Here is a 13,579-nt window from a genome sequence, read left to right as displayed (position 1 = left end):
CGGCCGACGAAGATGCAAGGTGGGAGGAGGGTCACACCCTCTTCGGCGGGGATTCGAGCAGATGCAGTATCGGCTTGAGCGCGGTGCGGATGCTGATGAAGCGGAACGCCTGGTCGCGGGCGAACGCGAAGAGCCGGGACCGGTCGAACATCAGTCGGGCCAGGGACCGCGAGTTGTCATGAGCGGCCTCGACTCGCGACCGCTGGCGGGCCTCGAAGCGTTCGAGCGCTGCGAATGCACCTGGCCCGGTCGTCAGGGAGGAGAGTTCGTCGGCGAGCACTCCGGCCGATTCCATCGCCATTCCGGCCCCGATTCCGGCGGTGGGAAGGAACCCGGCGGCGGCATCGCCGAGCAGAACGGTGCGACCACGGCTCCAGCGCTGCGCTCGCGAATCCCGCAGCGGCCAGAAGAACGGTGCTTCGGCCTTTTCGACCGCGGTGAGGCAGGCGTCGATCCGCGGAGTCATCACCGTGAGTCGACTGCGGACCTCGGCGGCGAACCGCCGGGAGCCGAGCGGCTGCCGGGCGTCGGGACAGCCGAGAAAGACTCCGAGGGCGCCCTTGACCGGATAAATGCCGAGGAAGAATCCATCGCCCCATATCTCATCGACGGCGTCCTGATCGTCATCCGCCTCTGCCCAGCAGACCCATCCGCCCCATGTCGTGTCCACAGCGGACTCTGACGAGGGCTTATCAGAACCGTCAGCGGAAGTCTTGCCGGAGCCGGACATGGCGGTCGCGGCAGGCCCACCTGTCACGAGCCTGCGGGTTCGGGAATTCATTCCGTCTGCGATGACGACGGCATCGAATTCGAGCACTTCTTCCTGGCCACGGCTCTGTTCCTGCTCTCCAAAGCGCTGTCGGCCGACGCTCGCCTGGGCCAGTGTTACGGTGCCGCCGTCGTCGGACAGACCGGTCACTGTGGTGCCGAAGGCGATCGGGCAGTCGCTGCCGGTGAGCACGTCGAGCAGCGCTGAGCGGGAGATCCCGCGATAGTCGCCGAAGTCGGCCAGAAGATCACCGAGGTGGTCCTGTCGGAGGACTTTCCCGGTGTGTGCATGGGCGATATAGCGATCGATGCCGACGCTGGCTTCGAGGTAGGCTTCCCGGCACTCGAGTTCTTCGATGATGGGATCGACCATGGGCATGAGGGCGAGCATATATCCGGCACGATTGTCACCGATCATCCGACCGGAATCGGCCGACCGATCGATGAGGGTCGGGTGCATCCCGCGACCCCGGAGCAGCTGCGCCAGGGTGATCCCGGCGATTCCGGCTCCGACGATGAGAATGCGCAGCTCGTCCGAGTCCACGTGCTTCAGCTGCTCGTTGACCGTTGCCGCGATGATCATGCGTGGTCTCCTTCGTCGGGCCGAGGCTCACACAGCGTCGGTCCGCAACTCCCCGTCAGCGGCCGGTGCCTGAGGCAGCCCGCGGACGAGCTCGGGACCCAAATCAGAGATGCTCCGGGCACCCATGAGTCCCATGGCGGTGAGGATTTCCTGTCCGATGAGCTCGATTGCCCGCTCGACGCCTCGCTGGCCTCCGGCCATGAGCCCGTACAGGTACGCCCGGCCGATGAGCACGAAGTCGGCTCCGGCGCACAGCGCGGCGACGACATCGGTGCCGGACATGATCCCGGAATCGAAGATCAGCTCCATCTCCGGTCCGACCTCCGCACGGACTTCGGCCAGTGAGGTCAGCGAGTCCGGAGCCCGATCAAGCTGCCGGCCGCCGTGATTGGAGACGACGAGTCCATCGGCTCCGATCGACTGAGCGCGGCGGGCATCCTCGGCGGTGAGAATTCCCTTGACGAACAGGCGTCCGTTCCACTGTTCGCGGATCCACCGCAGGCCATCGAGGTCGAGGGTCGGGTCGAACATCGTCTTCGTCATCTCCGCGAGGGACTGGGAGGTGTTCGACAGCGACGCGTATTTCGGCGGTTCGGTGGTGAGGAAGTTGAACCACCAGCCGGGTCGATAGGAGGCGTCGAGGATGGTTCCCAGCGTCAGTCGGGGCGGGATCGTCAGACCGTTGCGGTGATCGCGCAGACGCTGACCGGTGATCGGAGTGTCGACGGTGACCAGCAGGGTCTCGTAACCGCTGGCGGCGGCCCGCTGGATCAGATCGAGGCTGCGCTGCCGATCCTTCCACAGGTAGAGCTGGAACCACCGGGTGGAATCCGGCGCCGCCTGCGCGACGTCTTCGACCGAGGTCGTGCCCATCGTCGACAGTGAGAACGGGATTCCGGCCTTCGTCGCCGCACGCACTCCGGCGACCTCGCCTTCGGAGTGCATCATGCGGGTGTAACCGGTCGGGGCGATGCCGAAGGGCAGCCGGGTTCGGGCACCGGCGATCGTCGTCGACGTATCCGGCGCATCGACTCCGTGGAGGATGCGCGGAAGGAGCTCAACGTTGCCGAGCGCCTCACGGTTCTTCGCCAAGGTCCGCTCGTCCAGAGCGGCACCGTCGACATAGTCGAACGGCGCGGTCGGCGTCACGCGCTTGGCGATGCGGCGGAGGTCCCAGATGTCTGCGGCCGACTCCAATCTGGCTGCGACCCGGTCGAGTCGGGGCAGGTCGAACTGCAGCAAGGGGGCGAGTTCTCTCAGATCGGGCAGTCGGCGCTTCATCTCTCTCCTCGTTCTCGGTTGAGGTAGGCGAGCACTGCCGCGACACGGCGGCTCGTGGTCTCCCCTGCCTGGAGGCCGAGTTTATCGAAGATGGAGCTGATCGCCTTTTCGACGGAACTGACCGAGACGAAGAGCCGTTCGCCGATTCCCCGGTTCGACAGTCCTTCGGCCATCGCCTCGAGCACTTCGCTCTCACGTGGAGTCAGCGTCGACAACGTATTCTGCCTTTCCGAGGTGGTGAGCAGCTGCCGGACGACGTCGGGGTCGATGACCGTTCCTCCCTCTGCGATCCGCTGTACGGACTCGAGGAACCGGTCGATGTCGGTCACCCGGTTCTTCAGGAGGTAGCCGACGCCCACCGATTCGGTGCTCAGCAGCTCCGTCGCATACTCCCGCAGCACATACTGGCTGAGGACGAGGACTCCGATATCCGGGAAGCGACGTTTGATCGCCAACGCCGCTTCGAGTCCTTCGGTGGTGTGAGTCGGAGGCATCCGCACATCGACGATCGCCAGGGTCGGGCGCAGCTCGGCGACCGCCCGCAGCAGCTCCCCTCCGTCTCCGACGGACGCGACGACGCTGATCCCTTCGTCTTCGAGCAGACTGCGGACGCCCTCTCGCAGCAACACCGCGTCATCGGCGAGGACGACGCGCATCCGGTTCTCTGTCTGGACCTCTGTCGTGTTCACTTCTGTCTCTTCTCCTTCGTCGTGCTGCCGTCCTGTGCGTCGGTCCCGAACGGGATCCGAGTTCGAACTGTGGTGCCTGCGCCCTCAAGGGAGTCGACCTCGAGATTCCCGTCGAGCGCTCCGACCCGCCGTGTGAGCCCTTGGAGCCCTCCCCCGCGCGGATCGGCTCCACCGACACCGTCATCGGAGACGGTCACGGTCAACGCGGTCCGGGGCTCGGCGACGACGCTCACCGTGATCGCGGACGCCTCGGCGTGTTTGACGACATTCGTGACGGCTTCACGGACGACGAAGTAGGCGGCAGATTCCACTGCGGGCGGAAATCTGCCTTCCGGCACGGTCACGAGGGTCAGCGGAATAGGACTGCGACCGGCGATCCTCTCGAGCACGGTTCGAAGACCATGGTCGTCCAGCGCAGTGGGATAGACCCGCCAGGCGACTTCCCGCATCTCGTCGATGAGGTCCTGGGACTGGACCAGCGCATCGTCGAGCAGCGCTTGGGACTTCGCCGGGTCAGAGGCACGCCTGGCTCGGGCGATGAGCACGGACAGGGAGACGACATTCTGCTGCACGCCGTCGTGCAGGTCCCGTTCGATCCGGCGTCGTTCCTCGTCGATGGCGAGCACGACTCCACGGCGGGTCGTCAGCAGCTCGCTGATGCGGGTGTACACGGCGAAGGGACGCTCCACCTCGACGAAATGAGCGTCGATGCGACCATGCGCCCAGCTTGCCGCCTCGGCCAGAGCGACGGCGCCGATGAGGTTCGCCGCCCCGTAGAGGACACCGACGAAGAGCGTGGGTTGCGAGATCGACCACATGTCGAACCCGATGTTGACCGCTCCCCCGATGAAGAATCCTTGGAAGAGCGATCCGAGAGTCACGACGAAGAATCCGCCGAGGAGGTTCGCGGTGGGAATGATGGCGAGTGCTGCGACCAGGCCGTTGCCGAGCAGGAACCGACGTTTGGTCGGCTCGTCGGCAAGGACGAGTCCGAACCCGCGAGAATGCCGAGCGAGTTCCCAGCTCCGCACCTTCGCGGCCATGCGTGAGGTGGGCGGAAGCACGGAGGCCATGAGCAGCGGCAGACACAGCAGACCGCCCCACGCGACGGCGAGTACGGACCGCGCCCACCGCGCGGTGAACATCCGTACTTCGGGAGGAAGGCGGGTGGACAGCGCGCTCGGCCAGGGCATGAGTCGATCGTAGCAACGCCTGACGCCGCCTCCCAGAGGTTCGGCCGCAGTCTCGGATTCCGGTTTTCCGCAATGGCGGTTGTTGTTCGACCGCACTGACCGTGTGCCCGACCGCGTACCGGCCCTGCCGTCTTGTGCCTAGCGTGGATGAGTATGGATCTCGCACTCGAGCTGCTCACTGCCACCCTCACATCTCCATGGGTGTACCTGCTCATAGCCGTGGCCGCGGCACTGGACTCGCTCATGCCGATTGTGCCGTCGGAGACTCTGCTCATCACCGCTGCGACCTTCGCCGCGACGGGGCACCCTCACCCGGCAGGACTCATCCTCGCCGCTGCCGGAGGGGCTCTCCTCGGGGATCTGGCGGCTCACCTCGTCGGCCGATTCGCTGCGACCGGGGTCGGCCGATGGCGACGGTGGGCTCGCATCGCGAACCTGCTCGACTCCGCCCACACGGTCTTCTCTCGCCGAGGCGGGACCGTGCTCATCGCCGGCCGATTCGTTCCCGGGGGCCGCAGCCTGGCCACCATCGGCTCCGGTCTGCTCGGGTTCCCGATCCGCACTTTCCTGTTCTGGGACGGGATCGGCAGTCTCGCCTGGGCGCTCTATTCGACGGTGATCGGACTCATCGGGGGAATGATCTTCGAGGACCGGCCGCTGCTCGGAGTCGCCGTGGGCATCGGCATCGCCCTGGCCATCACCGGCAGCGCCGAACTCATCCGCCGATTATGCCGGCGCCGCAGAGGACACACTCGGCACCGATTCACCGAATTCCAAGACCGAGATGTCACGATGGCAGGGATGTCTCAAACATATGTGTGGTACGTCAGCTACGGATCGAATATGGCTCGCGATCGGCTCGCCTGCTATCTGCAGGGCGGGCGACCGCCCGGGGCGATGGTCACCTATCCAGGTGCCAGGGACGCAACACTGCCCCGCGCAGAAGCCGGGATCGAACTGCCCGGAACGATCTATTTCGCCGGCGAGTCCAAGGTGTGGGGCGGCGGCATGGCCTTCTACGATCATTTCCTCCCCGGACCGACCCCCGCCAAGGCCTACCTCATCACTGCCGAACAGTTCGCCGATGTGGCGGCACAGGAGATGCACCGACCGCCCGAACCGGACAGTCCGCTGGAACGCCTCGTCTTCGATCTGGCAGCCGGCAGCTCCCACTCTCTGGGTCCGGGCGGGTACGAGACGCTGCTCGTCCTCGATGATGTCGACGGTGTCCCGATGGTCACGTTCACCGCCGCGCATCGTTCGTCAGACGTCGAACACGCTCAGCCGCAGGAGCCGTATCTGGCGATGCTGCGCACCGGCATTGCCGAAGTCAGAGCCGCTTCTGGGCTTCCCCTGCCCGCAGCTGCACAAGTGTGAGGTCGAGCAGCGGAGTCGCCACTCCCAGATCCTCCGCCTTGATCGACAGGTCGCCGAGGATGTGCTCCGTTTCGCTCGGCAGCCCTGCCGTCACATCCCGGTAGAGGGATGAGGTGAAGGCGGAACCGTCCTCGGTGAGCATCTTGATAGTCATGGCGTGGGAGGCTTCCGACACCGGGTGTCCTGCCGCAGCCGCCACGGCTTCGAGTTCATCGATGATGGCATACACGTGCGATCTGCCGCCGGCTTCCATGATCGCTCCGACCGGGGCGCGGAACAGGCAGGTGACGACTCCTGCCGCGGCGATGAAGATCCATTTCTCCCACAGCCCGTCGATGATTCCATCGACGGTCTGGAGTTTGAATCCGGGCACATCGAGCGCCTCGGAGATGCGTGTGGGCACTTCGGCGCCGTGGAGATCTCCGATGGTCATCACGGCCAGGTCGGTGAGCTGGACGACGGCTCCGTCCCTGATGGTGCCGACGATCTTGACGAACCCTCCGAGCACCTGTCCGGGGTATCTGCTCTGCAGCTTCTCGATCTGAGCCATGCCGTTGAGGAACGGAATGATCGTCGTCTGCTCGCCCACAGCCGGTCCGATATCGGCGATGACCGAGTCGAGTCCACCCGCTTTGACCGCGACGATGACGAGGTCGAAGGTTCGTGATGCGGCTGTGAGTTCCTCAGCGGTGATGACATCGACCTGATTCGTCCGATCATCACCGGGTGCAGTGAAGCGCAGTCCCTCCGCGCGGACCGTCTCCGCCCGTGCCTGCCGGAGCAGGAAAGTGACATCGCGTCCGGCCTCCTGCAGATAGGTGCCGAACGCTCCGCCGGTCGCCCCCGCCCCGGCGATGAGAACCGACAGGTCAGCGCCAGCACCGATTCCCTCGGATGCTCTGTCAGCTGCTTGGGTCATTCCAACTCCTCCTTGAGCTCCCGCGCGGCCGCAGCGGGATCCTCAGCCGAGGCTATCGCACGGACGACGACGGCACGCCTCGCGCCCGCCTGCCGGATCGCGTCCAGCCTCTCCCCGGTCGCGATACCGCCGATCGCGAACCACGGTTTGGCCGCCTCGGCGGCGGTGGCGGTCAGCAGCGCCGTCCCCACAGAGGCGCGGCCCGGCTTCGTCGGGGTCTCCCAGACCGGCCCGACACAGAAATAGTCGGTCTCCGGGTCCGCCTCGGCGGCGAGCGCCTGCTCGAGGGAATGGGTCGAGCGGCCGAGGATGACATCGGGTCCGAGCACAGCCCTGGCCTGAGCACTGGTGAGGTCGCCCTGACCGACGTGGAAGACGTCGGCGTCGGTCAGCAGCGCAACGTCGGCACGGTCATTGACTGAGAAGAGCTTGTCGTGACGGGCGGCAATATCTTTGAGGACCTCCAATGCCGCGATCTCGGCGCGGGCCTCGAGGCTCTTGTCCCTCAGTTGGATGATGTCGACACCTCCACGGTAGGCGGCGTCGAGGAACTCGGCGAGGTCGCCCTGACCGGTCCGGGCATCGGTGCACAGGTAGAGCTTCGCCTCTGCCAGTCGTGCCTCTCTCCAGGCTCTCTTCGTCTGCCGCGCTGCGGTGCGCGGTGGCATCTGTGTGGTCATGGTCATAGAGTAGAGGAGTTCGCGGGAGCCTCCCAACGAGGCTGAGAGGGCGTAAGAGCCGACCGTCAGACCTGATGCGGATCATGCCGCCGGAGGGAGAAGCTGTGAGAGTCATTGTCGTCGGCGCCGGGATCATCGGCCTGTCCACGGCCTGGTATCTGCGCCGCCTCGGTACCGAAGTCACCATCATCGATCCTGCGCCCGCTCAGGGTGCGAGCCATGCTGCCGCAGGGATGCTCGCTCCCGCCGCCGAGGTGGTCTGGGGGCAGACTCCCCTGTACCCGCTGATGCGAGCCTCCGCGCAGATGTATCCTCAGTTCTCCGCCGAGGTGGCGAGCGCCGCTGGCAGCGATCTCGGTTTTTCGGATGCCGGAACATTGGTGTGCGCCGGTGACCGAGCTGATCTGCAGGCTCTGCGGGAGCTGCGCGATGCACAGTCGCGGTCCGGTTTCGCCACCGAGCTCATCACCGGCAGTGCTGCCCGCCGGGTTGAGCCGTCGTTGTCGCCTGCCGTCGCCGGGGCCGTGCACATTCCAGGCGATCACTCGATCGACCCCCGTCGGCTCACTGCCGCATTGCTGACTGTCCTGTCCTCTCACTCAGGAGGCTTCATTCGCCAGCGGGCGGCCAGCCTGATCAAGGACGGCGATACGACTGTGGGAGTCGCACTGGGCGATGGCCGCCGGTTGGAGGCCGATCAGGTGATCATCTGCGCCGGCAGCGCTGTGTCCGCGTTCGTCGGTGCCCCGCAGCTGCCTCTGCGTGAGGTCTGGGGTGATGTTCTGCGACTGCGCGCCTCCGCGAAGGCGACTCCGCTGCTGAGCCGCACCATCCGCGGGCTGGTCAATGGTCGCCCCGTCTACCTGGTTCCTCGCCCGGACGGCGAGATCGTGCTCGGTGCCAGTTCGCGTGAGGACGGACTCTCCGGCACTCCGGCCGGGGCGATTCACCGGCTGCTCGCCGACGGGCAGCGACTGGTCCCGGGCATCCTCGACGCGGAGATCACCGATATCACCACCCGTGCCCGGCCCGGTTCTCCGGACGACCTGCCGATGATCGGCCGCATCGATCCCGGCTGCATCGTGAGCACCGGGTATTTCCGCCACGGCATCCTCTTGGCCCCGTTCGGCGGCAGGCTCGGTGCCGAGCTCGCCCTGGGCGTCGCCTCCGACTGGCCTCCTGACGGGACGCTCGAGTCCGTGTCCCCACACCGCTTCACCACAGACCACACCAGTGCCTACCCGATGAGGAGCATCTCATGACCGACCACGAACACTCACCGACCATCGTCCTCAACGGCGCTCGCCATGAGCTGCCGGGTGCCACCTCGGCGCTCGACCTCATCGCCGACGTCACCGGACGGGAGCTGAACCCCGATGGGACACCAGCCGACGGCGGCCGCCTGGGCATCGCCCTGGCCGTCGACGGTGAAGTCATCCGTCGCGGTGCCTGGTCCGATTGCACCCTGGCCGACGGGCACACCGTCGACATCGTCACCGCTGTGCAGGGAGGTTGAGATGACCTGGACGATCGATGATGTGGAGATGTCGTCTCGCCTCGTGATGGGCACGGGAGGGGCGAGTTCCCTGAGCATTCTCGAAGACGCACTCGTGGCTTCGGGAACCGAGCTGACCACTGTGGCGATGCGCCGTTTCGACGCCGAGTCCCGCGACTCAGTGTTCACCATGCTCCAGCGTCTGGGTATTCGGGTGCTGCCGAACACCGCCGGCTGCTATACGGCCCGAGACGCCGTGCTCACCGCCCGACTGGCCCGAGAGGCGCTGGAGACGAATTGGGTGAAGCTCGAGGTCATCGCCGATGAGGACACCCTGCTGCCGGATCCCATCGAGCTCTTCGCCGCAGCCGAGGAGCTCGTCCTCGATGGGTTCACGGTCTTCGCCTACACGAACGACGATCCGGCCCTGGCGAAGCGTCTGGAGGACGCTGGTGTAGCTGTGGTGATGCCGGCCGGTGCTCCGATCGGCAGTGGGCTGGGCATCCTCAACCCTCACAACATCGAGACCATCGTCTCCCGTGCACAGGTGCCCGTCATCCTCGACGCCGGTGTAGGCACCGCCTCCGATGCCGCTCTGGCGATGGAGCTCGGGTGCACCGCGGTGCTGCTGGCCTCGGCGGTCACCCGCGCCCACGATGCTCACGCCATGGCCCGGGCGATGGCTTTGGCCGTCGAGGCCGGGCATCTGGCGGCCGGAGCCGGGAGGATTCCCAAACGACCGTTGGCATTGGCATCATCGCCGTTCGATGGAATGCTCGCAGCACAATGACCACCGTTGCCGCCACTCCTCCGTCGCTGCCTCCTCTCGTCGACCCCGTGGAGTCTCTGTCCCGGACGGAGCTGGAACGCTACTCCCGGCACCTGAGCCTGCCGGGATTCGGACTCGAGGGACAACGGCGTCTGCGGGCCGCCTCGGTGCTGGTCATCGGCGCCGGCGGGCTCGGGGCTCCAGTCCTCAACTATCTCGCGGCCGCAGGAGTCGGGTCGATCACGATCATCGACGATGACGTGGTGGAGGCTTCGAACCTGCAGCGCCAGATCATCCACCGGAATGCGGATGTGGGCCGACCGAAGGTCTCATCTGCCGCCGATGCCGTGCACCGGCTCGATCCGAACTTCGAGGTGCGCACGATCGCGGAACGGCTGAGCCCGGAGAATGTGCTCGGTCTCTTCGCTGAACACGATGTCGTCGTTGACGGGGCGGACAACTTCGCCACTCGGTACTTATCCAATGATGCCGCCGAACTCACCGGCACCCCGTTGGTGTGGGGCACGATCTTCCGCTTCGCCGGTCAGGTGAGCACGTTCGTTCCCGGTCACGGGCCGATGCTGCGCGATCTGTTCCCGGATATCCCGGAACCCGATTCGGTGCCCAACTGCGCCGAGGGCGGAGTCCTCGGTGTGCTGTGCGGAACCGTGGGCTCGGCGATGGCAACCGAGGCGATCAAGCTCATCTGCGGCATCGGTGCCCCATTCATCGGTCGGCTGCTGCGCTATGAGGCGCTGACCGGGGAGTACTCGACCCTGCGGTTCTCCCTCGATCCCGACCGTCCCCCGGTCACCGACCTCACCGAGGTGGCTGCCGCCTGTGCTGTGGACCTCGACGGCGGCGGCGTGGCAGAGCCTGCGGCGGATGAGATCGACGTCGCCGAATTCCTGTCCGTCGAAGACGATGTGTTCGTCGTCGATGTGCGGGAGGACTGGGAACGTGAGCTGGCGGCCATCCCCGGCTCGATGCATCTGCCGCTCGGCGCCCTCCGAGACGGCGGGTGGCAGGCGCTTGAGTCGTTGCTCGGTGCCTCCGGCCGGGCTGAGGCACCGGTCGATATCGTCTTCCACTGCAAGTCCGGGGCCCGATCGGCCGAGGCCGCCCAGATTCTGTCCCGATCGGTCCCGACCGGAGTACGTCTGCGCTCGCTTGCCGGGGGCATCGAGGCGTGGGAGGCCGCCGCTCGCGCCTCGGCAGACCAGAGAGACCAGCGACCGGCAGATTCGAGGACCTGGGTACCGGTTCGCTCAGGAGCCGGGCCGGTCGGCCAGTCGTGATCGCAGTCCCCGTTCGCCGGCACTCATCACTGCCCCATGCATGAGTCCGGACAGCGGTCGCATCGCACTGATGATCGTTCTGCTCGTCGTCACACACCACAGAGAATCGATTGTCGTCACCCCCTCGGTGGCGGTCAGAGTCCATCTGCCTTCGCCGCGCAGATCACCACTCGCCCGGAACCGGATGTGATGGGGTGCATCGACCTCCTCGACTTCGATGGAGAACCGCAGAGACCACCCGACCGGTGCGTGGACCAGAAGGCGGGCTCGGCTGCCTGGGGTCACCGGCAGATCGGCGGCATCAACGTCAGCCTGTGCGGCCCCGACCCTTTCGGCTGCTGTCAGTCCCGGCCACCACCCAGGCCACTCGTCGACCTGTTCCAGAACCGCCCACACCGATTCGATTCCGGCGTCGGTGGTCCAGCGGTCGTTGAAATGGAAGGGTGCGGACTCTCCGGGCTGTGGGGTCACATGATCGTGGCTCATGGTACGACGGTAGTGTGAAAGATGTGAGTGAGGACAACTTCGTCAGCAATCGTCGGCTATCCCCTCTGGGCGGTCGCAAACCGACCAAGGACGATCTCGCGGCTTTCGCCACGGACGACCCGGATGCGATCGACGATATTCTGCCGAGCGATTCCTCCGGGCTGAAGATGCTCATCGTCGGCATCAATCCGGGGCTGTGGACGGCCGCGGTGAATGCGCCGTTCGCACGTCCCGGCAACCGTTTCTGGCCGTCTCTGCATCAGGCGGGTCTCACCGATCACCAAGTCGATGCCTCGTGTGGGCTCGAGCCTGCGGATGAGCTGCAGCTGCTCAGTCGTGGAATCGGTCTGACCAACCTCGTGGGGCGAGCCACTGTCCGCGCCGACGAACTCTCCCGGCAGGAGCTGCGTGAAGGTGCGGCTCACCTCATCGAGCGTCTTGCCGATATCCGACCCCGGGCGGTCGCGATCGCCGGGATCACAGCGTTCCGCACCGGCTTTCAGGTGCCGAAAGCTCGGCTCGGCCGGCAGGATACGACGCTGATCGACGGGTGGCCGGCTGATGTGGCGCTGCATGTGGTTCCGCAGCCGAGCGGCCTCAACGCCCACTATCAGATCCCAGACCTCGCGCGGATCTGGCGAGAGGTCTGGGACAGCATCGACGGCTAGGACCGTTGGACAGGTCCGGTGAAGCTACCCGGCCCCGGTGAAGTGCTGCCGACAGCGAGCGACATAGGTATCCAAGCCACCGATGTGGCTGGCGTCGATCTCAGTCGCGGCCAGAGTCGCCTCGGGTGGCTGAACTGCCCGTGCTGCGTCTGGTCCGTTCGGGCTCTCCGTCTGTTCCAAACGCTGGTGGAACACAGCGTCCTTCCCACAGACTGTGCACACCGCCGTGAGTCTCAGGACCTCCTCAGCGACGGCCATGAAGCTGGGCAGCGGTTCGAACGGCTGCCCGTCGAAGGTCACGCACAGTCCTTCGACGATGACGTCGAGTCCACGGCTGAGGAGGTCCTCGACGGCGGGGACGAGCTCCGGGCCGAAGAACTGCGCCTCATCGATGGCGATGAGGTCATAGTCCTTCTGTAGGGCCGCCCCTGCAAGGGACGCGACGTCTCCGAGCGGCACTGCGGGGATATTCACCCCGGTGTACGAGGTGATCGTGGAGATGTCCGATCGGGTGTCGAGCGAGTGGGACACGACGAGGACATCGATTCCGGCAATCGTAGCCCGCCGGACCCTGCGCATAAGCTCTTCGGACTTTCCGGAGAACATAGGTCCGGCGATGACCGTGAGACGACCGGTGTCAGTCATCGACGCTGACTCTCTTGGAGTCGGTGTCAACGGTGACTTCCACGTCTCCGCTGCCCTTCTCGAAATCGAACTGGTACTCCTGCTTGCCGTCGTCGAATTCGAGTTTCCAGCTCACGAGCTTTCCGTCGGCTTTCTTCTGGGCAAGTTTGAGAGCGTCGTCGAAGGCCATCGGATCGTTGAGGTCGATGGCCTTCTCTTTGTCATCGGTCGAGTCCTGCTCGTGTTCGGCGATCTTCCCGGTCTCCGCGTCGATCTCGACGTCATGGTCGGTGTTTCCGTCGAGGATGGACACCTCGTACTGCCAGGCCTCGTCTTTGTCGTCCCAGTCGAGCTCGATGCCATGAACGATTCCGTTCCCGACTTCCTCCTCGGCAGTCTTGATCGCGTCTTCGGCACTGATGGCCGGCGATTCTTTGCTCAGGTCGGCACCGGCGCTCAGGCCTTTCCCGGACGATTCCTCCGCCGGCCTGGTTTCATCGCCGTCATCGTTTTGGCCATCGTCGCTCTGATCCTCGCCTCCGGCAGGGCTGGCCTCGGCCGATTCGCTTGCCGCGGACGAGTCCTGCGCCTCATCGCCTCCGTTTCCGGAATCACTTCCGCCACACCCGGCCAGGCCGAGAGTGAGTGCTGCAAGTCCGGCCACTGTACTCATTGCCATGCGATTCGTCTTCATGGCTGCCACGCTAGCAAGCGAACACCTTTCACAAGTCGTTTCTGAGAACAATCTC

Annotated in this window: 15 protein-coding genes and 1 riboswitch; of the genes, 6 read left to right on the top strand and 9 right to left on the bottom strand. The window is 65.6% G+C overall.

The features are described from left to right. Window positions 1–31: 31 nt before the first annotated feature. From ACVZTU_RS07560 to ACVZTU_RS07545, 4 genes are read right to left on the bottom strand one after another with little or no spacing between them, the layout of a single operon-like run. Complete coding sequence (locus tag ACVZTU_RS07560; RefSeq protein ID WP_482401671.1) at window positions 32–1,351, bottom strand: FAD-dependent oxidoreductase; 1,320 nt, start codon at window positions 1,349–1,351, stop codon at window positions 32–34. A gap of 27 nt (window positions 1,352–1,378) precedes the next feature. After that, the gene (locus ACVZTU_RS07555) at window positions 1,379–2,632 is read right to left on the bottom strand and encodes an alpha-hydroxy acid oxidase (RefSeq protein WP_482401670.1); all 1,254 of its coding nucleotides are present in this window, start codon (window positions 2,630–2,632) and stop codon (window positions 1,379–1,381) included. Beyond that, a complete protein-coding gene (locus ACVZTU_RS07550) occupies window positions 2,629–3,288 on the bottom strand; it encodes a response regulator transcription factor (RefSeq protein WP_139467405.1) in 660 nt (219 codons plus the stop codon). Before ACVZTU_RS07550 ends, ACVZTU_RS07555 begins: the two co-directional genes overlap by 4 nt. 29 nt (window positions 3,289–3,317) lie before the next feature. Continuing rightward, window positions 3,318–4,514, bottom strand: a complete 1,197-nt coding sequence (locus ACVZTU_RS07545) for a sensor histidine kinase (protein ID WP_139466878.1) — start codon at window positions 4,512–4,514, stop codon at window positions 3,318–3,320. 153 nt (window positions 4,515–4,667) lie between these two features. Between ACVZTU_RS07545 and ACVZTU_RS07540 the strand changes: the two genes are divergently transcribed. Next, window positions 4,668–5,891 (top strand): DedA family protein, encoded by a 1,224-nt coding sequence (locus ACVZTU_RS07540; RefSeq protein ID WP_181270403.1) that lies wholly within the window; start codon window positions 4,668–4,670, stop codon window positions 5,889–5,891. On the opposite strand, the gene ACVZTU_RS07535 is transcribed toward ACVZTU_RS07540, so the two are convergent. Further along, entirely contained in the window at window positions 5,845–6,810 is a 966-nt protein-coding gene (locus ACVZTU_RS07535; RefSeq protein ID WP_181270402.1) for a ketopantoate reductase family protein, read from the bottom strand. The genes ACVZTU_RS07540 and ACVZTU_RS07535 overlap by 47 nt on opposite strands. Next, window positions 6,807–7,490, bottom strand: coding sequence for a thiamine phosphate synthase (thiE, locus tag ACVZTU_RS07530; protein WP_229663897.1), 684 nt, complete (start codon window positions 7,488–7,490; stop codon window positions 6,807–6,809). Before thiE ends, ACVZTU_RS07535 begins: the two co-directional genes overlap by 4 nt. Window positions 7,491–7,501: 11 nt before the next feature. Then, window positions 7,502–7,605: riboswitch (TPP riboswitch) on the top strand. Between thiE and thiO the strand changes: the two genes are divergently transcribed. From thiO to moeB, 4 genes are all read left to right on the top strand, one after another. Continuing rightward, a complete protein-coding gene (thiO, locus tag ACVZTU_RS07525) occupies window positions 7,595–8,752 on the top strand; it encodes a glycine oxidase ThiO (RefSeq protein ID WP_139466874.1) in 1,158 nt (385 codons plus the stop codon). (Overlaps the previous riboswitch by 11 nt.) After that, on the top strand, window positions 8,749–9,006 hold the full coding sequence (gene thiS, locus ACVZTU_RS07520) for a sulfur carrier protein ThiS (protein WP_139466873.1): 258 nt from the start codon (window positions 8,749–8,751) through the stop codon (window positions 9,004–9,006). Before thiO ends, thiS begins: the two co-directional genes overlap by 4 nt. Before the next feature lies 1 nt (window position 9,007). Next, window positions 9,008–9,775, top strand: a complete 768-nt coding sequence (locus ACVZTU_RS07515) for a thiazole synthase (protein WP_139466872.1) — start codon at window positions 9,008–9,010, stop codon at window positions 9,773–9,775. Next, entirely contained in the window at window positions 9,772–11,052 is a 1,281-nt protein-coding gene (gene moeB / locus ACVZTU_RS07510) for a molybdopterin-synthase adenylyltransferase MoeB (RefSeq protein WP_139466871.1), read from the top strand. The genes ACVZTU_RS07515 and moeB overlap by 4 nt, the downstream gene beginning before the upstream one ends. Here moeB and ACVZTU_RS07505 read toward each other — a convergent pair. Beyond that, on the bottom strand, window positions 11,023–11,538 hold the full coding sequence (locus tag ACVZTU_RS07505) for an SRPBCC family protein (protein ID WP_482401669.1): 516 nt from the start codon (window positions 11,536–11,538) through the stop codon (window positions 11,023–11,025). The genes moeB and ACVZTU_RS07505 overlap by 30 nt on opposite strands. 23 nt (window positions 11,539–11,561) lie before the next feature. Between ACVZTU_RS07505 and ACVZTU_RS07500 the strand changes: the two genes are divergently transcribed. Then, window positions 11,562–12,206, top strand: coding sequence for a mismatch-specific DNA-glycosylase (locus ACVZTU_RS07500; RefSeq protein WP_181270400.1), 645 nt, complete (start codon window positions 11,562–11,564; stop codon window positions 12,204–12,206). A 24-nt stretch (window positions 12,207–12,230) separates the two neighbouring features. Here ACVZTU_RS07500 and ACVZTU_RS07495 read toward each other — a convergent pair whose 3' ends face one another. Together ACVZTU_RS07495 and ACVZTU_RS07490 are read right to left on the bottom strand one after the other, a co-directional pair. Further along, entirely contained in the window at window positions 12,231–12,851 is a 621-nt protein-coding gene (locus ACVZTU_RS07495; protein ID WP_482401668.1) for a thymidine kinase, read from the bottom strand. Continuing rightward, window positions 12,844–13,524 (bottom strand): PepSY domain-containing protein, encoded by a 681-nt coding sequence (locus ACVZTU_RS07490; RefSeq protein ID WP_248283828.1) that lies wholly within the window; start codon window positions 13,522–13,524, stop codon window positions 12,844–12,846. The genes ACVZTU_RS07495 and ACVZTU_RS07490 overlap by 8 nt, the downstream gene beginning before the upstream one ends. Window positions 13,525–13,579 lie beyond the last annotated feature (55 nt).

The organism is Brevibacterium sp. OS20, from assembly GCF_056837565.1.
Note: the sequence above shows the minus strand (reverse complement) of the source record. Positions and strands in the feature narration are given on the sequence as shown.